Raw genomic sequence first — 20,180 nt, 5'->3', positions numbered from 1 at the left:
CACCAGCGCAAACAGATGACAAATTTCGTCAGCATTTGAATGCATAAACAAAAATATACTTTCTACTTCAAAGACTTAACCTTTTGGCATCCATATTGCTTACTGTCTTCCTGCGTCAATATCTCGACCAACTCCAGGCATGTCCGGGAAGGTGGTCATGTTAAAAACAACGTTGAAGGAATGAATCGGTGAGCGAGCAGTCGGCAGTTTCTGGAAAACCCAATATTTTTGGGCTTTTTCCTGCAATTATTGCAACCTTTGGCTTTTTGATGATATCACCTGTCCAGGCGGCCACCACAGCCACCATCCCCGTCGATGCAGGGGCACTGACAGGCCCGGACTTCCCCCGCCTGATGGGCATGAACATCGGTGCGAAGAACTACGACGATCCAGCATACCAGCAGCAGATGAGCCGGCTGGACATGGTAATTCTGGGATTCTACCCTGGCTGGAAATCCAGTTATTCCTTTGGCGGCTATACCGGCATCCGGGCAGCCGTGAAAGCCCTCAAGACCAAGAACCCCAGGTTACTGGTCGGGCAATATACTATATTGAACGAATCTCCGTCATCCAGTAACACCAGCAATGCTGCCAATGCGGATAAGGCACGGAAGCTGGACCAAATGAACTGGTGGCTGCATACGGCGGCTGGTTCGCAGACAAGCTGGACGAACGCCTTCAGCGCCTACGATATCAATTTCACCAGCCATACACGTGCCGATAATCAGGGCAAACGCTGGCCGCAGTGGCTGGCCGAGCGGGATTACGCCAAGTTTTTCAAGCCGGTTCCAGAGTTTGACATCCAGTATTTTGATAACGTATTCGAGCGCAACCGGATCAGGTCTGCCGACTGGAATCTCGACAGGAGGGATGAATGGAACAGTAACTCCGCCATGATTTCAGCCCACCGGCAAGGCCATGTTGCAGAGTGGAACCGGGTACGCCAGCTCCGCTCGAGTCTCAAACTGATCGGCAACACCGATCATGACGTTTCCATGCCGGAATACAGGAACAAGCTCAATGGCGGCTTCCTGGAAGGCCAGATGGGCAAGTCCTGGTCAATCTATACCTGGGGTGGCTGGGACAAGATGATGGCCCGTTATCACGGCGCCATGGCAAATACCATTGCGCCCAAACTGGTTGGTTTCGATATCCAGGGCAGCCCGACGGATTACCGACTCATGCGCTTTGGACTTGCCTCCACGCTGATGAATGATGGTTACTTCTCCTTCACCGATTTATCCAAAGGTTACAGCAGCGTGCCCTGGTTCGATGAATACAACGTCCCTCTCGGCCGGCCTCTGGAAGGCATCCAGACCAAGCCCTGGCAGAATGGCGTTTATCGTCGGGTGTTCGAGAAAGGCGTGGCATTGGTCAACCCGACTGCTGCTGCCGTGACCGTGAATGTAGGTGACAAGTACCGCCATTTCCTGGGTAAGCAAGCGCCCACCGTCAACAATGGCAGATGGGTGACAACCGTCACCTTGCAGCCGAAAGATGGCGTATTGCTGGTCATCCGCGATTTATACAAATAATCTCGTCAAAAGCCATCCCAAGCCCCGGGTCGCCTGATCCGGGGTTTTTTGCTTTTCTCTTTGCTTTTCTCAAGGCCTGCAATCCGCGAGCGCGACACCAAGCCTGATCCATTCTGTCTCATGGCCAGGCAGGCCAAAGCGCAGGCTCATTGGGGATGGGAAATGGCGGGTCAGGATGCCCTGTCGGGCAAGTGATTCGTGCAAGCTCGCGGCGCGACCGGTTTTCACCCATTGAAACAGGGCCGTACCGCCGCTCGGCTGCAAACCAGCTCGCACCAGGAGCATGGCCAGACGCGCCGCGTCGATCCTGAGCCGGTCGCGTGCCTGAACCTGCCACACCGAATCAGACAAAGCCCTCATCGAGACCCAGCGCGCGGGTCCGCTCAGAGGCCAGGGCCCCAGCGTTTCAGCCAGTGCTTCCAGCAACTCGGGCCAGGCAGCCGCAAAGCCAACCCTGGCGCCAGCCAGCCCAAAGAACTTGCCGAGCGAGCGCAGCACGATCAGGCCCGGTGCGCCGACATGGGACAGCAAACTGTGTTCTGGCGTGGCATCCATGAAGGCCTCATCCACCACCAGCCAGCCGCCATGCGCGGCAAGTCGCTGGTGCCAGTGCAGGAGCTGGGTCCGATCGAACAGATGGCCGGTGGGATTGTTGGGATTGCAGAGCACCAGCACATCCAGTCCATCGATTCTGGGACCGATTTCCGCCGCGCTCAGCAAATGGAGCGTGTGGCCTTGCCGCTGCCAGGCTCGGGCGTGTTCGGCGTAAGCTGGCGTCAGCACTCCGATCTGCGCCGGCGGGCGCAACTGTGGCAGGATCTGGATGGCGGCCTGCGACCCCGCAACTGGCAGGAGCAGATCCGTGCCGAAATACGCCGCCGTCGCTTCAAGCAGCCCGTCCTCATGCTCGGGCAGGCGCTGCCAAGCCGGAGCTGGAATCGCAGGCACCGGCCAGCCCAGCGGGTTGATGCCGGTCGAAAGATCCAGCCAGTCGCCGGGCGCAATGCCAAAGCGACGCGAGGCCGCCAGGATGCCGCCGCCATGTTCAAGCATGGAGCACTCCCCAGACCAGTGCCAGCAGCACCCAGAGCCAGGTCCCCCGTTGCACCAGTTGCACGGCGCGACGGATATCTTCCGCCATGGGCACCCGCCCCAGGCCCAGCTCCGGACGCGCCTTCATCTGTCCATGATAGGGTGCGGGACCACCGAGCCGGACCTCCAGGGCCCCGGCGCCCGCGGCCATGACTGGACCGGCATTGGGGCTGTACCAGTGTTGCGCCTGTGCACGCCAGCAATGCAGGGCAGAGCGGGTTTTCCCGAGCAGGGCATAGCTCAGGGCCGTCAGGCGCGCGGGAATGAAATTCAGGACATCATCGAAACGCGCTGCCGCCCAGCCGAAATCCCGGTAGCGCGCAGTGCGATAGCCCCACATGGCATCCAGGGTATTGGCCAGCCGATAGAGCACCACGCCCGGGGCGCCGAGCAGCAGGAACCAGAAGATCGCCGCAAACACCGCATCGCTGCCGTTCTCCAGCACGGATTCGACTGTGGCGCGGGCGATGGCGCGCCCATCGAGCTGCGCTGTGTCGCGGCTGACGATCCGGCCGACCCGCTCCCGCGCGAGCGGCAGATCGCCCGCCCCCAGGGCCTTGGCGACCGCCTCGGCATGTTCCGCAAGGCTTCGGGCACCGATGGCGAGATACAGCATCAGGACGGACAGCAACTGCCCAATGCCAGGCAAGGCCGCCAGCCAGGCTGCGAGCAGGGTTGGTGGCAGTACCAGGACCATGAGCCCGATCATGCCGCGCAGGCGTGCGGACCTACCCTGACCCGGATGCAGCCGCATCTCCAGCCAGCTCGCCAGCCGGCCGAAGCCCACCAGCGGGTGCCAGCGGCGTGGTTCGCCCAGCGCCTGGTCCATCAGCACAGCAACCAGCAAAATCAGCGAGGAGATCAAAGGCAGCCCGGTTCATGCTAAATTGCTCATCCTAACACAAGCCCGAAATCAGCCGGAATCATCGCCATGCCAGCCAGCACCCTCATGATCCAGGGCACCACCTCGGACGCGGGCAAGAGCACGCTCGTCACCGGCCTGTGCCGTCTGCTCGCCCGCGAGGGTCTGCGAGTCGCGCCCTTCAAGCCGCAGAACATGGCACTCAACAGCGCGGTAACTGTGGATGGCGGCGAGATCGGCCGCGCCCAGGCAGTGCAGGCACAGGCCTGCGGACTGCAGCCCCACACCGACATGAACCCGGTGCTGCTCAAGCCCAGCAGTGAACTCGGCGCCCAGGTCATCATCCACGGACGCGCGATCGGCAACATGCAGGCATGTGATTATCACGCCTTCAAGCCCGAGGCCATGCGCGCGGTACTGGCCTCGCATGCCCGCCTGCGCGAGCGCTTCGACTGCATCATCGTGGAAGGCGCAGGCAGCCCGGCCGAGATCAATCTGCGCGCCGGTGATATCGCCAACATGGGCTTCGCCGAGGCAGTGGACTGCCCGGTGATCCTCGCCGGGGACATCGAGCGCGGCGGTGTCTTCGCGCACCTGGCCGGCACCCTGGCCCTGCTTGCGGACAGCGAACGCGCGCGGGTACAGGGACTGATCATCAATCGCTTCCGAGGCGACCTCAAACTATTGCAACCGGGCCTGGACTGGCTGGAGGCCCATACCGACAAGCCGGTGCTCGGGGTCCTGCCCTTTCTCCCCGGCCTGCATCTGGAGGCCGAGGACAGCCTGAGTCGCGAACAGGCGCCTGATGATCCATCTATCGAGAAACTGCGCGTGATCGTGCCGGCCCTGCCGCGCCTGAGCAATCATACCGATTTCGATGCCCTGCGCCTGCATCCGCAGGTCGCATTCAGCGTGGTCGGTCCCGACCAGCCCATCCCGCCAGCCGACCTCATCATTCTACCCGGCAGCAAGAACGTCCGCCAGGATCTTGCCTGGCTGCGCGCCCGGGGTTGGGAAACCGCCATCCTGCGTCACCTGCGCTACGGCGGCAGGCTGATCGGCATCTGCGGTGGCTTTCAGATGCTCGGGGGGACCTTGCAGGACCCGCTCGGGCTGGAAGGCCCGATTGGCAGTAGCCCCGGCCTGGGCTTGTTTGACATGGAGACCACCCTGGCCGCGCACAAGCAACTGCGTCAGGTGCGTGGACGACTGTTGCTGGAACAGGCCGAAGTCACTGGCTACGAGATTCATCAGGGGATCAGCTCGGGGCCGGCATTGGCGCATCCTGCCCTCATCCTGGGCGATGATCCGGATGGTGCCCTGTCAGCCGATGGCCAGATCCTCGGCACCTATCTGCACGGGCTATTCGATCATGCGCCCGCCTGCGATGCCCTGCTCCACTGGGCTGGTCTGGAGGCGCCGGCCTCGCCGGATTACCAGGCCCTGCGCGAGGCCCACATCGACCGGTTGGCCGACAGCATGGCCGAGCACCTGGACATGAACAGGATCAAAAGCATGCTCAGGCTGGCCTGATTGCCGCCCTCTTCAGGGCATGCCCTCGCCCTTTTCGGGCTCACCAAAGGGTAGCGCATGTTCCTGCAGGCGCGCTTCCTGCAGATCGAGATCCCGCTCGGCCTGCATCAACACGCTGTCGCTGATGCGCCCCTCGTGGCGCATCTTCAGGAGTGCCTGGCGCTCGGCCGCGAGTACCTCGTGATGGATCTCCAGATCCTGCACGGCAACCCTTTCCAGTCTTTCATCGGCATGTCCACCAAGGTGGTGGCCCAATTGCTTGAGATAATGATATCGCGCCTGACGCAGGGGTTCGATCAGGGTGGCGGGCATGCCGCTACGTTGCAGGGCATCCAAGTGCGCGATTCCAGCCCGCACCAGCTCGGCCCGGGCATTGAGAATCATGCGGCCTTCGCTTTCCCGCTCGTGGATCCAGTCGGCCCTGATGCCCAGCGGCTTGATCAGGACCGGCAACAACAGCCCTTGCCCCACCAGGGTCACCAGAATGACGCAGTAGGTGATGAACACGATCAACTCGCGTTGCGGAAAGGCCTCTCCTGAGGGCAGGGTCAGCGGAATGGCGAGTGCCGCCGCCATCGAGATCGCGCCGCGCATGCCCGTGTAACCGAGCAGAAAGAGCTGTCGTCGAGGAGGCACAGGCTCATGCACATACCAGGCGGGAAGCAGTAGCCGCGTCACATACGGCACGGAAAACATCCAGGCAAAGCGCAGCAGGATGACCAGCAGGCTGAACATGAGCCCCAGCTGAATCGCATCCACCAGCGCATCACCCGCGAGCGCGTCGAGCAACCCTTTCAGTTGCAGGCCAAGCAGCAGAAAGAGCAGGCCATTGAGCCAGAAACTCACCAGCCGCCAGAGCGCATGGACCTGCAGCCGGGTCGCGGCTGGAATCCGGCTGGCGGACTGGGCGCTGACCAGGAGCCCGGCAGCGGCCACGGCCGGAATGCCGGTCACGCCGAAGTGCTCGGGCAACAGATAGGCCGCGAAGGGCGTAATCAGGGAAACCGTGATTTCCAGAGAGGTGTCGCGCAGTTTCTGGCGGATCTTCAGTGAAATCCAGCCAATCAGCAGGCCATAGGCCGTGCCGCCGATGATGGTGGCCGTCAGGAGGGTAGGTACCTGCCAGGCCGACAGCGAACCGCTGATCACGCCCATCAGGGCAAAGGGAAACAAGGTCAGGGCCGTGGCATCATTGAGCAGGCTCTCGCCTTCCAGGATGTGCAGGATGCGATGCGGGATCGGTAACTTGCGTACCACCGCGGCAGCAGCGACATCATCGGTTGGAGAGATCACTGCGCCCAGCACCAGCGCCGTGGCAAAGGCCATTTCCGGCACCATGAACTGCGCCAGCCAGCCCACCGTGAAGGTGGTGAAGATCACCAGTCCGATGGAAAGAAACAGGATGGGACGCAGGTTCGCGCGAAACTCGCGCCAGGGGATGGCCACCGCGCTGGTGTAGATCAACAGGGGCAACACGATCTGGAGCACCAGCTCGGGATGCAGTGAAACGCTGGGAGCATTCGGCACCAGGCTCAGGGCAACCCCGATCAGCACGAGCAGCAGCGGCGAAGGCATGCGCACCCTCTCCGCGACAAAGCTCACCAGCACCACAATGGCCAGCAGACCCGTCCAGAACCCCAGCGATTCGATCATCGGCGCTCCCAGAAAAGGCAACTGCAAACAGCATAGCCATCACAAGCCGATGCTTCCAAAGACCTTCGGCCAGCAGCAGGTTCAGGAAGTCTTGAGTTGCAGGGGCAGGCCCGCCGCCACCAGCGTGACCTGATCACAGAGCGTGGCGAGATTCTGGTTGAACTGACCGGCGGTTTCGACGAAGCGACGGCTCAAATCGCCCATGGGCACGATGCCCATGCCCAGTTCATTGCTGACGAGGATGATCCGGCCCGGCAAATCGGGCAGGGTTTCCAGCAGATGGGCCTGCTCGCGCGCCAGCAGCCCGTCATCCTCGGCGCATATCAGATTGCTCAGCCACAGGGTCAGGCAGTCCACCAACAGGCAGGTATCGGGCGTCGCCAGCGCCCACAGGGTTTCGGCAAGATAGAGCGGTTCCTCCACCAGTGCCCAGCTCGCGGGCCGGCGTTCCCGGTGACGGGCGATGCGCCGCGCCATCTCCTCGTCACCTGCGGTGGCCGTGGCAAGGTAGTGCACCGAAAGATTGCTCGAAGCGGCAAGCCGTTCCGCGTAGACGCTCTTGCCGGAGGAGGCACCACCAAGGATGAGCGTCTTCAACTGAAGTCCCCCCGCATCATCCCGTACGTTCAAGATCCGGATCCAGAGGCACGGGTCCGCCTGTCAGATTAGCCAGAACCACTTTATCCGTGACAGGAAACCAGCGGCCCTGGTCGTAGTAAACATAGCGGCCATGATAAGTATAGAAGCGATTGTCCATGGGTTTCTCGCGAACCATGGTGATCTGCTCGCCGGACACCACCACGGCATTGTCTGGCACATCCCTGTATACCACCGCATTGGCCCCGATCCGGACATTGTTGCCGATCCTGATGCCGCCGATGATCTTCGCGCCGGCACCGATGTAGCAATTGTCCCCGATCTGAGGAGAGCCGACGCGCTTGGCATCGGACAGGGTGTTTGACCCAATCGTGACCTGCTGGAAAATGACGGCATTCACGCCAATGCGCGCGCCACCGGAAACAAAGATGCTTTTCATGCCATGCGGAAAACAAGGCTCGCCGGCTATCCGGGCATTCCACGCAATCGAGCTGTTGTTTTCATACTGGTAGAGCTGATACACGGTTCTTGCGATTTTTGCCAGCCAGGCAGGCTGTCCTTCCTGACATTTCTCTCTGAGTTTCCATACCGAACCAAACAGGCTTGCCAGTGCTCTTGCAATCATCCCCTCCCCCATGACAGACGGCTTTCAAGCCGGGAAAGACTTGGCAGCTATCAAGACTCAATTTCCGGCACTTGGAATATTACGATGCGCCAGCAGGGCCAGCCAGGGCTGTTGGTCGCGCGGCAGACCGGGTGGCCGGTAGTAATGCGTCAGCAGTTCGAATCCCGCCTGCTGCAGTAATCGCGCGTAGTCCTCGAGCTCCAGGAAGGTGACATAGCTGCGCCCGTTGAAGCCTTCACCCGCGCCGCGCGGGTTGGACATGAAAAGATGGCCGCCGGGGCGCAGGGAGTGATGGAAGGCGTCCAGCACGGCAGGCATTTGGGCAGAAGGCACATGGAAAAATGAGGCATTGGCGAAGATGCCGTCGAAGCCCCCTTGCGGCAGATCGAGTTGCAGAAAGTTCTGCTGCAGCACCTCGCAGCCACTGTAGTCGCGCGCATGGTCGACGAAGCTCGGGCAGGCATCGAGCCCGACAGCCTCGTGCCCGGCGTCTCGGAATACCTTCAGATCCCGTCCGGGACCACAGCCAAAATCGAGGATACGATGCCGGCCGGGCCCGAGCGCATCGAGCAGACAGTTCATATTCTGGCTGACGTCATGGTCACGGGTACCCTCCCAGAACGCCGCGGCGCGGGCCTCGTAGTCCGCCAGGGTGCGCTCGCTCAGGGTCTGGTAATCTTCCATACCCATCATTCAGCGCAAAATCTCGCGGTCTTTCATCCGCTCTTCGCAGGACACATAGGTATTGCCAAGCCAGGCATCCCACTGGCCGTGATCCGACAGATCCACGCCCGCCGAACGGGCCTGCTGCTGCAGATAGCCCTGCAGATCATGCAGGAAATCGCCTTCCAGCAATGCCAGGTGCGTGGTCAACTGGGCGTGCAGGAGGCGATAGACCAGCTTCAGCTCATCCACGGGATAATCTTCCAGGGTTTTCATCATTTCTCCAGACCGGCACCGGGCCGGTTCAATCGTCACCGATGGTAAACAGGGATTCCAGATCATGGCGGGAGTAAACCCGAAAGGCAATCAGGGTTTCCGATTCTCCTTATCAGGAACGACCACCCGCCATCTCGCCATTCGTCGCCTCTGGTGCGAGATAGCGCGTACTTTTCCAGTACCCCAGGCGGGGCAGGCCGGAGCGCCGCCAGCCGCGCCGGCGCAGCTCCCGCGCCAGAAACCAGTTGAAAAAGAGATGCCCCACCAGCATCACCCGTCCACAGACTCCAGCATGGGCAATCAGCAGGTCGGCACTCCGGGCAGCGCGCGCTCTGACCGCCTGGCGGGATTCGGCGCCGCGACACCAGCCCAGCAGCCAGAACAGCGGTGCGATCAGGGACCAGATCCCGGCCGGAAAACGCAGGCCGCCCAGATAGGCAATCCCAAAGCCCACCTCCCGAAACAGCGGGTCGACCAGGAGCCGGGATTCGCCGACCAGGCGCCGGGCCGACTCCACGCTGCGCGGTAGCGAGCTCGCCAGCACCAGGTTTGGCCCCTCAGCCAGGAGATCCTGCATGGGCAGGGAATCCTCACGGATGCCGACCACATCATACTGCGCCAGCCATTCCGCGGCATTCTGCCTGATGTTAGACGGCTGATAGACCCGTGGTCTCCCATGCCTGGCAAGGATGATTTCCATAAATCCCCGGTTCCTGTCCCAGCCCGCCAGGAATCCAGACCCCTGGCAGGCAGATTACAGACTACTGCAGTAACGGGGCTGGAAAAAGGGGCGGAAAGTGCATATGCGCTTGGCGAGGCCCGGCCCGCCATGCAAAAATAGCCGCCTTGATCAAGGTGAGAGGACGGCATGGCAGCGCGAATCATCGACGGCAAGGGCATCGCAGCGGCACTGAAAGCGGATGTTGCGTCACGGGCTGCGGATTTCATGGCAGCGCACGGTCGCGCGCCGGGGCTTGCGGTCATACTGGTCGGCAACAATCCGGCTTCCGAGGTCTATGTGCGCAGCAAGCGTGAGAGCTGCGAGAAGGCAAACATTGTCTCGTTTTCACATGACCTGCCCGACACCACCAGCCAGACCGAGCTACTGGCGCTCATCGAGGCCCTGAATCAGGATGCGCGGGTGGATGGCATCCTGGTGCAATTACCCCTGCCCGCCCACATCAATGCCGAAACCGTGATCGAGAGCATCCGGGTGGACAAGGACGTGGATGGTTTTCACCCTTACAATGTCGGACGTCTGGCCGTGCGCCTGCCGGCCCTGCGGCCCTGCACCCCAAAGGGTATCATGCACCTGCTGGCGCAGATCGGTGTATCCCCCAAGGGCCGCCACGCGGTGGTCGTCGGCGCCTCCAACATCGTTGGCCGGCCCATGGCCCTGGAATTGTTGCTGGCCGGCGCGACCGTCACCGTGACCCACCGCTTCACCCCGGATCTGGCCGAACATGTTGGCCGGGCGGACATCCTGGTTGCAGCCGCCGGCAAGCCTGACCTGATCAAGGGTCGCTGGATCAAGCCCGGCAGCGTGGTCATCGATGTCGGCATCAATCGTACCCAGGATGGCAGGCTGACAGGTGATGTCGAGTTTGCCCCCGCCACTGAGCGCGCCGGCTGGATCACGCCCGTGCCGGGCGGTGTCGGACCGATGACGGTGGCCACCCTGCTGCAGAACACCGTCGAGGCCGCCGAAGCACACGTCTGAAGCCGCGGCTGTTACCGCTCATTCATCAGCCGCCTGCTCGGCCGCTGTCTTTGAATTTCCCGTCTCGCCTGCCGGCTTCTGGTCCGGCAGGACCAGCACTGCCTTGTCACCCGCACGCAGGCGACCATCCCGGTTATCGACCTGCAACACCAGCAACTGGCGTCGATCCGGGCCGGGAAGCGGCTGGACCTGGGTCAGTACGCCGGTCCGCTGGCGGCCAGCGACCCGCACCGGGAGCTGCTCACCGATGCGCATGTCTGGCTGGCGGGGCACTTCGACGCTGAACCCCAGGCTGTTTCCGTCTGGTATCAGGGAAAACAGCCTGGCCGCCTTGAGGCTGGACACCACCGTTTCACCAGGATTCACATAGCGGCGCAGGATACGCCCGGAAAAGGGCGCGCGGATCTCGGTCAGATCCAGTTGCGCCTGCAGCCGTTGCAGCTCGGCATCGGCCAGATCGAAATCACGCTGGGCGATCTCCAGATCGCGATCGGCAATGACGCCGCGCTCATAGAGCGTCTTGGTACGTTCCAGCTGATGGCCGAGATCCCCGGCCCGGGCCCGGGCCGCCTGCACATTGGCGCTGGCCAGGCGCGCATCCAGCCGGGCCAGGGTCTCGGCAGGCCGCACCAGTTGTCCGCCGCGGACCCGCACCTCGACGAGCTCACCCGAGAGCTGGGTCGAGATCGTCGCGGCCCGGTTGACGCTGAGCACACCATTGACTTCGGCGGCCAGGGCAGATGTCGCAGGCATGGCGCAGGCCAGGCACAGACAGACCAGGACAGGATTAAGGGCGTTGCGCATTGGAAGTCTCCTTGACGGCTTTGCTGTCCTGCGCGGGGAAATGGACGGGCTGCCCGAGCAGGGCCTGCAGGCGGGCGGCGTTCAGGGCCATGGCATAACGCACCTCGGCCTGAAAGAGTTCGGCATCGGTGAAGTCCACCATGGCATTGCCCAGATCCGATTTCAGCTCCAGCTCGTAGAGCGACCGCCCCAGGTCCAGGGCCTTGTTGCGATATTTCAGGCGGGCCTCCGCTGCCTTCTGGCGCTCGCGCAGGGTTTCCATGTCGCTCAGCACATTCATCAAGGCCTCGCGCAGGCGCAGGCGCCGGTCGGCCAGCTCCGCCCGGCCTTCGTTCAGGCGTGCCAGGGCCCGACTGCGTGCAGCCCCCTGCGCGCCGCCTTCATAGAGCGGCCAGTCCAGCTTCAGCCCGACGAACCAGCGCTCGCGCGTGGCCAGCTCCCGGCTGTAATAGTTGGTCTGGGCCTCGGCACCGATACTGGGCAGGATATTGCGCCGGCTGGCCTGAAACTCGCTCTCCCGCGCCTTCAGGCTGGCACCCAGGGCCCGCAGGGCGGGATTGCCGGCCAGGGCCTGCTTGAAGAGGGACTCGAATTCCTCCGTACTGACGCCCGCAGGCAAGTCGGCGGGCGGCACCAGCTCGGACGGGATGGCATCCTCGACCCCCAGGGCGGTGGCCAGGCGCAGGCGGCTTTCGCGCTGGGCCTGCTGGGTCTCGACATAGCGGCTGCGCAGGGTGCGGAAAACATCCTCCAGCCGCGCCAGCTCAAGCTCCGAGATGTCGCCCACTTCCTTGCGGTCCCCGCCATCGCGGAAGCGCACGAAGGCCACTGCCATGGCCTCATTGGCCACCTCATTGCGCCGGTCCGCCAGCAGCACCTCGAAGTAGCGGGCCATGATCTCGATGCGCTGCTGGTTGCGCAGATCGGTCAGGGCCAGTTCGCTGGCGGAGCGCCGGGCCCGTGCCGCGGCCAGCAGGCTGCCGCGCCGGCCAAAGTCGATCAGCGACTGGCGCAGCACCAGTCCCGCCCGGTTGTCGGCAGTCCAGTCGCCGGTTTCGTTGACTGAGGGTGCGGTGGGTTTGGTATAGGCAAGCTGGCCCTGCAGTCTTAACTCGGGCAGCAGGGCGCTGCGCGCCAGATCCTGCTCGGCCCGGCTCGCGGCCACCCGTGACTCGGCGGCTGCCAGCATTGGGGCCTGCTGGTCCGCCAGGGCCAGACAGACTTCCAGGGTCAGGGGCTCGGGCAGCCCGGCCGCGAAGGCGTCAGGCAGCGGGGCAAGCAGGCAAAGAAGGGCCAGGGACTGGTGCAGCAGCTTCCTGCGCATCTCAGGATTTCTGGCCCTGAGCGCGCTTGTACTGCATGAAGTTGGTCTCTTTGTAGGCACCGCTGGCGACGAACTGCCCGAGCTTCAGAAAGGTGTCCTCATCGGCGAAGCCCACGAAGCGGGTCAGTTCCTGTCCGTCCGGACCTATGAAAACAAAGGTGGGCGTGAGGCGCGCCCGATAGTTCAGCGCGAACTTGCGTTGCGGCAGTTCCCGGCCGCTGAAGTCCGTTACGTCCTGGCTGGCATAGATATCCACCTGAAAGATCCGGAAGTTCTTGCGGAAATAGTCCTGCACGGCAGGCTGGTTCAACACCCGCGCCTCCATCTTCGCGCAGAAGGGACACTCATCCTGCACGAACATGATGAGTACGCCTTTCCGGCCCTCCTTGAGCGCCGTGGCAAGCTCTTCCTGGTAATCCCCAAAACCCTGCTGAAAGAAATACCTTTCCGGGCTGCGTGGAACCTGAGTCTCTGCCTCAATGGCATTACTGGCGAGAAACATACCCAGAAATGCGAAAGACAGCAGGGCGCGACCGGATAGAAACGTAGGAACGTGCTGACGCATGACGGACCCCTCCAGGTTTTTTATTTAACATAGCAGATTGCATGCCAGTGGCCAGTCACGAAAAAGCCCGCCTCCCTGAGGGGGCGGGCTGATGGGGACAGGAAAACCTGGTCCGCGTGGACCAGCTAGCGACGCGCCACTGTGCCTTTCTGCACAAACTGTTCGAGCTGGGCCGGGGTGACGATGCCGATCTGATCGCCCACGATCCGGCCCTTGGCATCGATGAAGAAGGTGGTGGGCAGCCCGCGTACCTTGCCGTATTTACGCGAGACCACCTGGTTGCCGTAGGCCACCGGGTAGTTCACCTCGAACATCCGCACGAACTCCTTGACCTCGCCGGGATCATCCAGCGCCACGCCGATCACCGTGGCCTGGTCGCCGTACTTCGTCTGGAAAGCGGTCAGGTCCGGGATCTCCTTGCGGCAGGGCGGACACCAGGTCGCCCAGAAGTTGAGGATCACCGGTTTGCCGCGATAATCCGAAAGCTGCAACTCCTTGCCGCTGACGCTGGGCAGCTTGAAGTCAGGTGCCTGCTGCGCCTGGGCGGCGCCAGCAAAGAACAGCAAGGCGCCTGCAAGCCCCAGACCACGCAGGGACAGGCCTTTCTTAGTTGGGGAACTTGTAATATTTGTTGTTGAGGAAAGTCGCGACATTCTCTAGATCCTTCATGTTAAGCGGTTTCTTGACGGCCCGGTTGCAATTCTGCTGGACGAAGACGAGGATATCGCGCTGATTCTTGGCGCGCCTATCCGCCCTTGTGAAGACTTCCGAGCCATGACAGCTCAGGCAGTTGGCCTGATAGATCTTCTGTCCGGCCACCGGGTCCCCCGCCAGCTTGGCCTGGGCAATGCCGCTGCCCAGCAGGAGAACGCCCGATAGCGCTCCCATTGATAAAATGCGATACATGCGAGTCTCCTTGAATATACTCTTTCTGGTCCCTGTGCTATGCTTGAAAAGCAAACTTTGCGCCGCTTCCCGACAGATAACGTCCAACCATGCAAAACGTTGAAGCGATGGATCCCAGGCCGCAATCTTCCCTGCCTCTAGATCACCCTAGCCTATACTTCAACCGGGAGCTGAGTCTACTCCAGTTCAACCGGCGAGTGCTGGCGCTGGCCCAGGATGAACGGGTGCCATTGCTGGAGCGGCTGAAGTTCCTTGCCATTCTTTCGAACAATCTCGATGAATTCTTCGAGGTGCGCGTCGCAGGCCTGATCCAGCAGATCGCCTTTGGCTCCACCCAGACCGGGCCTGATGGCATGCTCCCGGAAACCCAGCTTGAAATGGTGGCCGCCGAGGCCCACCGCCTGATTGCCGACCAGTATCGCTGCCTGAATGAGTGCCTGCTGCCGGCCCTGGCCCGCGAGGGCATCCGCTTCCTGCGGCGCTCGCGCTGGACCAAGACCCAGCGATCATGGGTGCGGGATTATTTCGAGCGCGAGGTACTGCCGGTGCTCTCGCCCATGAGCCTGGATCCGGCCCACCCCTTTCCCAAGGTCCAGAACAAGGGCCTGAATTTCGCGGTGACGCTGGAAGGCATGGACGCCTATGGCCGCAGCAGCCCCTTCGCCATCGTCCAGGCCGCGCGCGTGCTGCCGCGCATCATCAAAATGCCACCCAAGTGCGGGCGTGGCATCAACTTCGTGTTCCTGTCCTCGGTCATCCACGACAATGTCGACCGGCTGTTTCCAGGGCTGACCGTCACCGGCTTTCATCAATTTCGGGTCACCCGCAACAGCGAGCTCTTCGTCGATGAGGAAGAGGTGGATAACCTGCTGGCAGCCCTGGCCGGCGAGCTGCCGCGGCGCCAGTTCGGCGAGGAGGTGAGACTGGAGGTGGCCGACACCTGCCCCGGGGAAGTGGTGGAATTCCTGCTGCGCCACTTCAAGCTCGACCGCACGGATCTGTTCCAGGTAGCCGGCCCGGTGAACCTGGCCCGGCTGATGGCGGTGGCGGACCTCGCCAACCGTCCAGACCTGCTCTATCCGCCCTTCACCCCGGACCAGGCCAAGCCGGGGCACCGTCCGGGCAGCCTCTTCGCCCAGTTGCGCCGCCGGCCGGTCCTGTTGCATCACCCCTATCAGAGCTTCACGCCGGTGGTGGACTTCCTGAGCACGGCCGCGCGCGATCCCAATGTCCTGGCCATCAAGCAGACGCTCTATCGCACCACGCCGGACTCACCCATCGTCGATGCCCTGATCCAGGCCGCCAGTGCCGGCAAGCAGGTGACCGTGGTGGTCGAACTCAAGGCTCGCTTTGACGAGGCGAACAACATCCAGCTCGCCGAGCGTCTGGAGCGGGTCGGCGCGCAGGTGGTGTATGGCATCGTCGGCTACAAGACCCATGCCAAGATGGCCCTGGTGGTGCGCCGCGAGAAATCCGGCATCCGGCTTTACGGCCATCTCGGTTCCGGCAACTACCACCCGCGCACTGCCAGACTTTACACCGATATCGGGATGCTGACCGCCGACCCCGAGATCACCCAGGACATGAATGATCTTTTCATGCACCTGACCGGGGTCGGCAGCGTACCGAAACTGCGCAAGCTGCTGCAGGCGCCCTTTCAGCTGCATGATGCCATTCTTGCGGCCATCCGCCATGAAACGGCCCTGGCCCGCGCCGGGCAGCCGGGGCGCATCATCGCCCGCATGAACGCGCTGGTCGAGCCGGCCATCATCCGCCAGCTCTATGAGGCCTCGCAGGCCGGCGTGCAGATCGATCTGATCGTGCGCGGTGTGTGCGTCCTGCGACCCGGATTGCCGGGCGTTTCGGACAATATCCGGGTCATGTCGGTGCTGGGCCGCTTTCTCGAACACAGCCGGGTGTTTTATTTCGGCAACGGTGAAGATCCGAAACTCTGGGTATCCAGCGCGGACTGGTCCAACCGCAACTTCTTCCGGCGCGTGGAAATCGCCTTCCCGATCACGCACCGTGAGCTGGCCAAACGCGTCTTTCAGGAAACCCTGCAGACCTATCTCGATGACAACTGCAGCGCCTGGGACATGCAGCCCGAAGGCAGCTACATCATGCGCCAGCCCGGGCCCGACGAGCCCTGCCGCGCGGCGCAGGCGGAATTACTCGAAAAATTGACAGGAAACCTGCCTCATGATGGATGACAGCGCCGTTCGCGAAGAACGTGACAGCCTCGGTACCCTATGGGTGCCCAAAGACGCCTGGTATGGCGTCCAGACCGCGCGCGCGGTGGCCAATTTCCCGATCTCCGGTCGCCGTCCGGACGCGGACTTCATCATCGCCACGGTGCGCATCAAGCTCGCGGCAGCCATCGCCAACCACGCCGCCGGCTGGCTCGACGAGAGGCCTTACACCGCCATTCGCGCCGCCTGCGAGCGCATCCTTGCCGGCGAGCACCAGGACCAGTTCGTGGTGGATCGATTCCAGGCCGGCGCCGGCACCAGCCACAACATGAATGCCAACGAGGTCATCGCCAATCTCGCCAATGTTAGTCTCGGCGGCCGGCGCGGCCACTACGACCCGGTCAATCCCAATGATCACGTCAACATGGGCCAGAGCACCAATGACGTCATCCCCACCGCCATCCGCCTGACCCTGCTGGCCAAACTGCCGCGCCTGCTGGCTGCGGTCGAAGGCATGGCCCAGGCCTTTTCAGATCTCGCCGAACAGGAAAGGGACACGGTCAAGAGTGGCCGCACCCATCTGCAGGACGCCGTGCCGACCACGCTAGGCGCGGAGTTTGGCGCTTACGCCTGGACCCTGCGCCGGGTCGCCGCCATGCTCGCCGCGCAAAAGCCCTATCTTTGCCAGACCGGGCTGGGCGGATCGGCGGTTGGCACCGGGCTCAACACCGCGCCGGGTTACAGACAGCGCGCAGCCAAGGCGCTCGCCGAGCTGACCGGCGAACCCATCGAACCGGCCGGCAACATCATCGCCCAGATGCAGAGCATGAGCGACATCGCCGCCTTTTCCGGCATGCTGCGCACCCTGACCATCGAGGTCACCCGCATCAGCAATGACATGCGCCTGCTCGCCTCGGGGCCGCGCACGGGACTGGCCGAGATCACCCTGCCAGCCGTGCAGCCGGGTTCCAGCATCATGCCCGGCAAGGTCAATCCGGTGATGTTCGAGATGCTCAACCAGGTGGCCTATCAGGTGCTCGGACAGGATCACGCTGCCACGCAGATGGCGGGGGCCGGGCAGATGGAGCTCAATGTGATGATGCCGGCCATGGGCTCGGCCCTTTTCGATGCCATGGACTGGCTCGGCAATGCCATCGAGGCCGCCACGCAAAAAGGGCTCATCGGCCTGAGCGTCGATCGCGAACGTTGCCGCGCCTATGCGCATGACAGCGTCGGTCTGGCCACCCTGCTCAATCGCGCCATCGGCTATGCCCAGGCCGCAGAGATCGCCAAGACCTCGCAGCAGAGTGGCCGACCGGTGCGGGACATCGTCGTGGAAAAAGACCTGATGCGCGCCGAGGACTTCGACCGCATGGTGCTGGAGGCGGCCCAGTCCGCCCCCTGAAAACATCTTGAAAACACAAGGGAAGCCTTCATGGAAACCGAGCTGAAACTGACCGTTGCCAACGCGCGCGCCTGGTCTGGCGTGCTCAATGCGCCCCTCCTGCAGGAATATGCCGGCGGCCAGCCCCCCAGGCGGGTGGACATGGAGGCGATCTATTTCGACACGCCCGACCACCGGCTGCAGCAGGCCCGTATCGGGTATCGCGTTCGTCGCGAGGACGCGCAGCTCATTGCCACGGTCAAGGCCGACAGCGCCACGCTTGGCGGCCTGCATCAGCGCCCGGAATGGAATGCCGTGGTAAGCAGCATCGAACCGGACATCAGCGTCTTTGCCGATACAGAAATTCATGCAGCGCTCATCGAGGCGATCGGCGACCAGATGCTGGTACCGGTGGTCAGCACCCGCTTCGAGCGGCATCTTCTGGATCTGAAGCTGCCCGACGGCAGCGAGGTCGAGTTTGCCGCCGATCGTGGCGAGATTCGCGCCGGAACCCTGGAAGCACCGATCCTCGAGCTGGAACTCGAACTCAAGGCCGGCCAGACCCTGGGTGTCCTGCAACTGGCGGCAAGGCTGGCCGAGGACTTTCCCCTGCTCCTGGAAGAGCGCAGCAAGCTGCATCGCGGCCTGATCCTCGCGGGGCTGACTCCGGACGAGGCCTCGCCGCCACCGCCGGTTAACGTGCCACCCGGCGAGACCGTGGGCGCATCCTTCAGCCGCGTCCTGCTGCAGGGGCTGTTTGCCGTGCTCTCCGCCCAGGCGGCCTTTCTCAAGGACCCGGATGAGCCTGAAACCCTGCACCGGCTGCGGGTCAGCCTGCGCCGCTTGCGTGCCCTGCTCGGTTTTGCCAGGCCACTGGTGGCGGATGCCAGCTATACCGGCCAGCAGGAAGCCCTGAGAAACTGGGGCAACGAGCTCGGCAACCTGCGTGAAACCGATGTGCTGATCAGTACCTGGGCGAGAATCCTCGAATCCGGTGCCTTACCGTTCGATCCGCCGCCCCTGGAAACGGTGCTGAAGCAACGGCGGGTGCAACTGCAGTCGCGGATCTGCAAGCAGCTTGGCAGCGGCGCCCATACGGCCACCGCCCTGAGACTCTGGATATGGCTGCTGGAGGGCCACTGGTCCGCGGAGATCGACCGCGACCTCTCCAGCTACAGTGTTGAACGCCTGACCGGCTGGATCGAGTCCCTACGGCGCAAGGGCAAAGCCATCGAGGAACTCGAATCCGGACGCAGCCACAAGCTGCGCATCCGCGTCAAGAAGCTGCGCTATGCCCTGGAGGTTCTGCATCCCTTGCTGCCCGGCGAAGAAAGCGGCGACCTGCACAAGGCCCTGAAGCGCCTGCAGGACAGCCTCGGACAGCGGCAGGACACCCGGACCTCGGCAATCTATCTGCGGGAATTGCTCGGGCCACGCGCCAGCCGGGCAGCGCACGAGGGCATGGGGCTTTTGCTCGGCTGGGAAGCACGCGAAAGCACCCTGCTGCCCAAGACCCTGAAGAAGGACTGGAAACGCTTCAAAAAGGCCTCGCGCTACTGGCTGGCTGCGCTCTAGCCGGAAACGGCATGCACATGCAGGAATGAAGGAGAGAACGAGATGGCAGAATTTCTGGGCCGGCATGACCTGCGCAAGGAGCCTGCCAAGGCGCAAAGCAGCATCTACTATCTACTGGAAGACCTGTCGCCCGGGCAATCGCTGGAGCTCCTGACCCGCGAGGATCCCACCATTTCCCTGGAAAGCACGGCCCTGCAACTGCGCCACCGCATGCTCTGGGAAATCGTCAGCGTCAGCGAGGAAGGCTGGCTGATCCGGGTCAGGCACCGGGATGACGTGGAAAGCCTGTCGCTCATCGATACCCTGCGCCAAGCCCAGGAAAGCAATGATCGCGCCTTCGCCAATGCCATGCACGCCTGCAATGCCGGCAATGTGGCGCTCGCGCCGCCTTTCGTGCGGGAATATGGCGTGGGTTATCGGCGCTTCCACTATCTGGAATCGAAATTCCTGCCCGACGCCATCCCGCTGCCCGGGGATCCGCGTATCCGTGCCGCGCTCGCGGCCCTGCGCGCCGAATATCCCAAACTGCTGGAAGAATGGATCGCCATCGAGGCGAGTTTCGATGAGGATGTCCTGCCGGAGGCCTGGGAGGTGACGCCCTTTTTCGCTCTACTCTCAGGCTCGCTGGCCAAGCACGAGGCGCGCAAGGAAAACCAGCTCTATCCGGTTTGGGACAGCCTGCTCAAGCGCCCCGAAAACGCCGGTCTTGAAGACCAGCTCCTGGTGCGCTGCAAGGCAGTGCTCGCCGGCGAGGAAGACGCGCACATCCTGCCCTGAGGCATTCCTCGTCGCCAATCCTGCCCACGCCCGATGGCGTCAGCTCCCGGCTTCGCGGACACTAAGGCCATTCCGACTGCCGCGCCCCTGCCCAGGGTGT

20 protein-coding genes are annotated in these 20,180 nt (G+C 62.9%); 7 read left to right on the top strand and 13 right to left on the bottom strand.

Annotated elements, in window-relative coordinates; translation table 11 throughout:
• Window positions 1–188 precede the first annotated feature (188 nt).
• Window positions 189–1,535: a putative glycoside hydrolase gene (locus WOB96_RS02470; RefSeq protein ID WP_341369686.1), complete on the top strand. Its 1,347-nt coding sequence runs from the start codon at window positions 189–191 to the stop codon at window positions 1,533–1,535.
• A 69-nt stretch (window positions 1,536–1,604) separates the two neighbouring features.
• On the opposite strand, the gene cobD is transcribed toward WOB96_RS02470, so the two are convergent.
• A complete protein-coding gene (gene cobD / locus WOB96_RS02465) occupies window positions 1,605–2,588 on the bottom strand; it encodes a threonine-phosphate decarboxylase CobD (protein WP_341369685.1) in 984 nt (327 codons plus the stop codon).
• A complete protein-coding gene (cbiB, locus tag WOB96_RS02460) occupies window positions 2,581–3,492 on the bottom strand; it encodes an adenosylcobinamide-phosphate synthase CbiB (protein WP_341369684.1) in 912 nt (303 codons plus the stop codon). Before cbiB ends, cobD begins: the two co-directional genes overlap by 8 nt.
• Before the next feature lie 66 nt (window positions 3,493–3,558).
• Here cbiB and WOB96_RS02455 point away from each other — a divergent pair, with 66 nt between their 5' ends.
• Window positions 3,559–5,022: a cobyric acid synthase gene (locus WOB96_RS02455; protein WP_341369683.1), complete on the top strand. Its 1,464-nt coding sequence runs from the start codon at window positions 3,559–3,561 to the stop codon at window positions 5,020–5,022.
• A 12-nt stretch (window positions 5,023–5,034) separates the two neighbouring features.
• Here WOB96_RS02455 and WOB96_RS02450 read toward each other — a convergent pair whose 3' ends face one another.
• From WOB96_RS02450 to WOB96_RS02425, 6 genes are all read right to left on the bottom strand, one after another.
• On the bottom strand, window positions 5,035–6,675 hold the full coding sequence (locus WOB96_RS02450) for a Na+/H+ antiporter (protein ID WP_341369682.1): 1,641 nt from the start codon (window positions 6,673–6,675) through the stop codon (window positions 5,035–5,037).
• An 81-nt stretch (window positions 6,676–6,756) separates the two neighbouring features.
• Window positions 6,757–7,305, bottom strand: coding sequence for a bifunctional adenosylcobinamide kinase/adenosylcobinamide-phosphate guanylyltransferase (gene cobU / locus WOB96_RS02445; protein ID WP_341369681.1), 549 nt, complete (start codon window positions 7,303–7,305; stop codon window positions 6,757–6,759).
• Entirely contained in the window at window positions 7,289–7,711 is a 423-nt protein-coding gene (locus WOB96_RS02440; RefSeq protein ID WP_341369680.1) for a DapH/DapD/GlmU-related protein, read from the bottom strand. The genes cobU and WOB96_RS02440 overlap by 17 nt, the downstream gene beginning before the upstream one ends.
• A 243-nt stretch (window positions 7,712–7,954) precedes the next feature.
• Window positions 7,955–8,581, bottom strand: a complete 627-nt coding sequence (locus WOB96_RS02435) for a class I SAM-dependent methyltransferase (protein ID WP_341369679.1) — start codon at window positions 8,579–8,581, stop codon at window positions 7,955–7,957.
• Window positions 8,582–8,590: 9 nt separating this feature from the next.
• Entirely contained in the window at window positions 8,591–8,836 is a 246-nt protein-coding gene (locus tag WOB96_RS02430; RefSeq protein ID WP_341369678.1) for a hypothetical protein, read from the bottom strand.
• A 112-nt stretch (window positions 8,837–8,948) separates the two neighbouring features.
• Window positions 8,949–9,536, bottom strand: a complete 588-nt coding sequence (locus WOB96_RS02425; protein ID WP_341369677.1) for a hypothetical protein — start codon at window positions 9,534–9,536, stop codon at window positions 8,949–8,951.
• Window positions 9,537–9,704: 168 nt separating this feature from the next.
• On the opposite strand from WOB96_RS02425, the gene folD reads away from it, so the two are divergent.
• Window positions 9,705–10,556 (top strand): bifunctional methylenetetrahydrofolate dehydrogenase/methenyltetrahydrofolate cyclohydrolase FolD, encoded by an 852-nt coding sequence (folD, locus tag WOB96_RS02420; RefSeq protein ID WP_341369676.1) that lies wholly within the window; start codon window positions 9,705–9,707, stop codon window positions 10,554–10,556.
• A gap of 18 nt (window positions 10,557–10,574) precedes the next feature.
• Here folD and WOB96_RS02415 read toward each other — a convergent pair whose 3' ends face one another.
• From WOB96_RS02415 to WOB96_RS02395, 5 genes are all read right to left on the bottom strand, one after another.
• A complete protein-coding gene (locus tag WOB96_RS02415) occupies window positions 10,575–11,360 on the bottom strand; it encodes an efflux RND transporter periplasmic adaptor subunit (protein ID WP_341369675.1) in 786 nt (261 codons plus the stop codon).
• Complete coding sequence (locus tag WOB96_RS02410) at window positions 11,344–12,684, bottom strand: TolC family protein (RefSeq protein WP_341369674.1); 1,341 nt, start codon at window positions 12,682–12,684, stop codon at window positions 11,344–11,346. The genes WOB96_RS02415 and WOB96_RS02410 overlap by 17 nt, the downstream gene beginning before the upstream one ends.
• Window position 12,685: 1 nt before the next feature.
• Window positions 12,686–13,249, bottom strand: coding sequence for a thioredoxin family protein (locus WOB96_RS02405; RefSeq protein ID WP_341369673.1), 564 nt, complete (start codon window positions 13,247–13,249; stop codon window positions 12,686–12,688).
• Between the two features lie 125 nt (window positions 13,250–13,374).
• On the bottom strand, window positions 13,375–13,815 hold the full coding sequence (locus WOB96_RS02400) for a TlpA family protein disulfide reductase (RefSeq protein WP_341369672.1): 441 nt from the start codon (window positions 13,813–13,815) through the stop codon (window positions 13,375–13,377).
• Window positions 13,816–13,855: 40 nt separating this feature from the next.
• Window positions 13,856–14,155: a c-type cytochrome gene (locus WOB96_RS02395; RefSeq protein ID WP_341369671.1), complete on the bottom strand. Its 300-nt coding sequence runs from the start codon at window positions 14,153–14,155 to the stop codon at window positions 13,856–13,858.
• Window positions 14,156–14,244: 89 nt separating this feature from the next.
• On the opposite strand from WOB96_RS02395, the gene ppk1 reads away from it, so the two are divergent.
• Genes ppk1 through WOB96_RS02375 form a run of 4 tightly spaced genes read left to right on the top strand, consistent with a single transcriptional unit; the run spans window position 14,245 to window position 20,080 of the window.
• Window positions 14,245–16,365 (top strand): polyphosphate kinase 1, encoded by a 2,121-nt coding sequence (gene ppk1, locus WOB96_RS02390; RefSeq protein WP_341369670.1) that lies wholly within the window; start codon window positions 14,245–14,247, stop codon window positions 16,363–16,365.
• Window positions 16,355–17,749, top strand: a complete 1,395-nt coding sequence (locus WOB96_RS02385) for an aspartate ammonia-lyase (protein WP_341369669.1) — start codon at window positions 16,355–16,357, stop codon at window positions 17,747–17,749. The genes ppk1 and WOB96_RS02385 overlap by 11 nt, the downstream gene beginning before the upstream one ends.
• A 30-nt stretch (window positions 17,750–17,779) precedes the next feature.
• Window positions 17,780–19,303 carry a CYTH and CHAD domain-containing protein gene (locus WOB96_RS02380; RefSeq protein ID WP_341369668.1) on the top strand — a complete coding sequence of 508 codons (1,524 nt, stop codon included), beginning with the start codon at window positions 17,780–17,782 and terminating at the stop codon, window positions 19,301–19,303.
• Between the two features lie 42 nt (window positions 19,304–19,345).
• A complete protein-coding gene (locus WOB96_RS02375; protein ID WP_341369667.1) occupies window positions 19,346–20,080 on the top strand; it encodes a hypothetical protein in 735 nt (244 codons plus the stop codon).
• Window positions 20,081–20,180 lie beyond the last annotated feature (100 nt).

The organism is Thermithiobacillus plumbiphilus, assembly GCF_038070005.1.
GTDB lineage: Bacteria > Pseudomonadota > Gammaproteobacteria > Acidithiobacillales > Thermithiobacillaceae > JBBPCO01.
Note: the sequence above shows the minus strand (reverse complement) of the source record. Positions and strands in the feature narration are given on the sequence as shown.

Excerpts from the sequence above, each read along its gene's own strand:
- ppk1 (WP_341369670.1), top strand. The coding sequence starts at position 14,245 with ATGCAAAACGTTGAAGCGATGGATCCCAGGCCGCAATCTTCCCTGCCT.
- WOB96_RS02375 (WP_341369667.1), top strand. The coding sequence starts at position 19,346 with ATGGCAGAATTTCTGGGCCGGCATGACCTGCGCAAGGAGCCTGCCAAG.
- cobD (WP_341369685.1), bottom strand. The coding sequence starts at position 2,588 with ATGCTTGAACATGGCGGCGGCATCCTGGCGGCCTCGCGTCGCTTTGGC.
- WOB96_RS02450 (WP_341369682.1), bottom strand. The coding sequence starts at position 6,675 with ATGATCGAATCGCTGGGGTTCTGGACGGGTCTGCTGGCCATTGTGGTG.
- WOB96_RS02405 (WP_341369673.1), bottom strand. The coding sequence starts at position 13,249 with ATGCGTCAGCACGTTCCTACGTTTCTATCCGGTCGCGCCCTGCTGTCT.
- WOB96_RS02455 (WP_341369683.1), top strand. The coding sequence starts at position 3,559 with ATGCCAGCCAGCACCCTCATGATCCAGGGCACCACCTCGGACGCGGGC.
- WOB96_RS02385 (WP_341369669.1), top strand. The coding sequence starts at position 16,355 with ATGATGGATGACAGCGCCGTTCGCGAAGAACGTGACAGCCTCGGTACC.
- WOB96_RS02415 (WP_341369675.1), bottom strand. The coding sequence starts at position 11,360 with ATGCGCAACGCCCTTAATCCTGTCCTGGTCTGTCTGTGCCTGGCCTGC.
- folD (WP_341369676.1), top strand. The coding sequence starts at position 9,705 with ATGGCAGCGCGAATCATCGACGGCAAGGGCATCGCAGCGGCACTGAAA.
- WOB96_RS02435 (WP_341369679.1), bottom strand. The coding sequence starts at position 8,581 with ATGGAAGATTACCAGACCCTGAGCGAGCGCACCCTGGCGGACTACGAG.
- WOB96_RS02380 (WP_341369668.1), top strand. The coding sequence starts at position 17,780 with ATGGAAACCGAGCTGAAACTGACCGTTGCCAACGCGCGCGCCTGGTCT.
- WOB96_RS02430 (WP_341369678.1), bottom strand. The coding sequence starts at position 8,836 with ATGAAAACCCTGGAAGATTATCCCGTGGATGAGCTGAAGCTGGTCTAT.
- WOB96_RS02395 (WP_341369671.1), bottom strand. The coding sequence starts at position 14,155 with ATGTATCGCATTTTATCAATGGGAGCGCTATCGGGCGTTCTCCTGCTG.
- WOB96_RS02425 (WP_341369677.1), bottom strand. The coding sequence starts at position 9,536 with ATGGAAATCATCCTTGCCAGGCATGGGAGACCACGGGTCTATCAGCCG.
- WOB96_RS02440 (WP_341369680.1), bottom strand. The coding sequence starts at position 7,711 with ATGAAAAGCATCTTTGTTTCCGGTGGCGCGCGCATTGGCGTGAATGCC.
- WOB96_RS02410 (WP_341369674.1), bottom strand. The coding sequence starts at position 12,684 with ATGCGCAGGAAGCTGCTGCACCAGTCCCTGGCCCTTCTTTGCCTGCTT.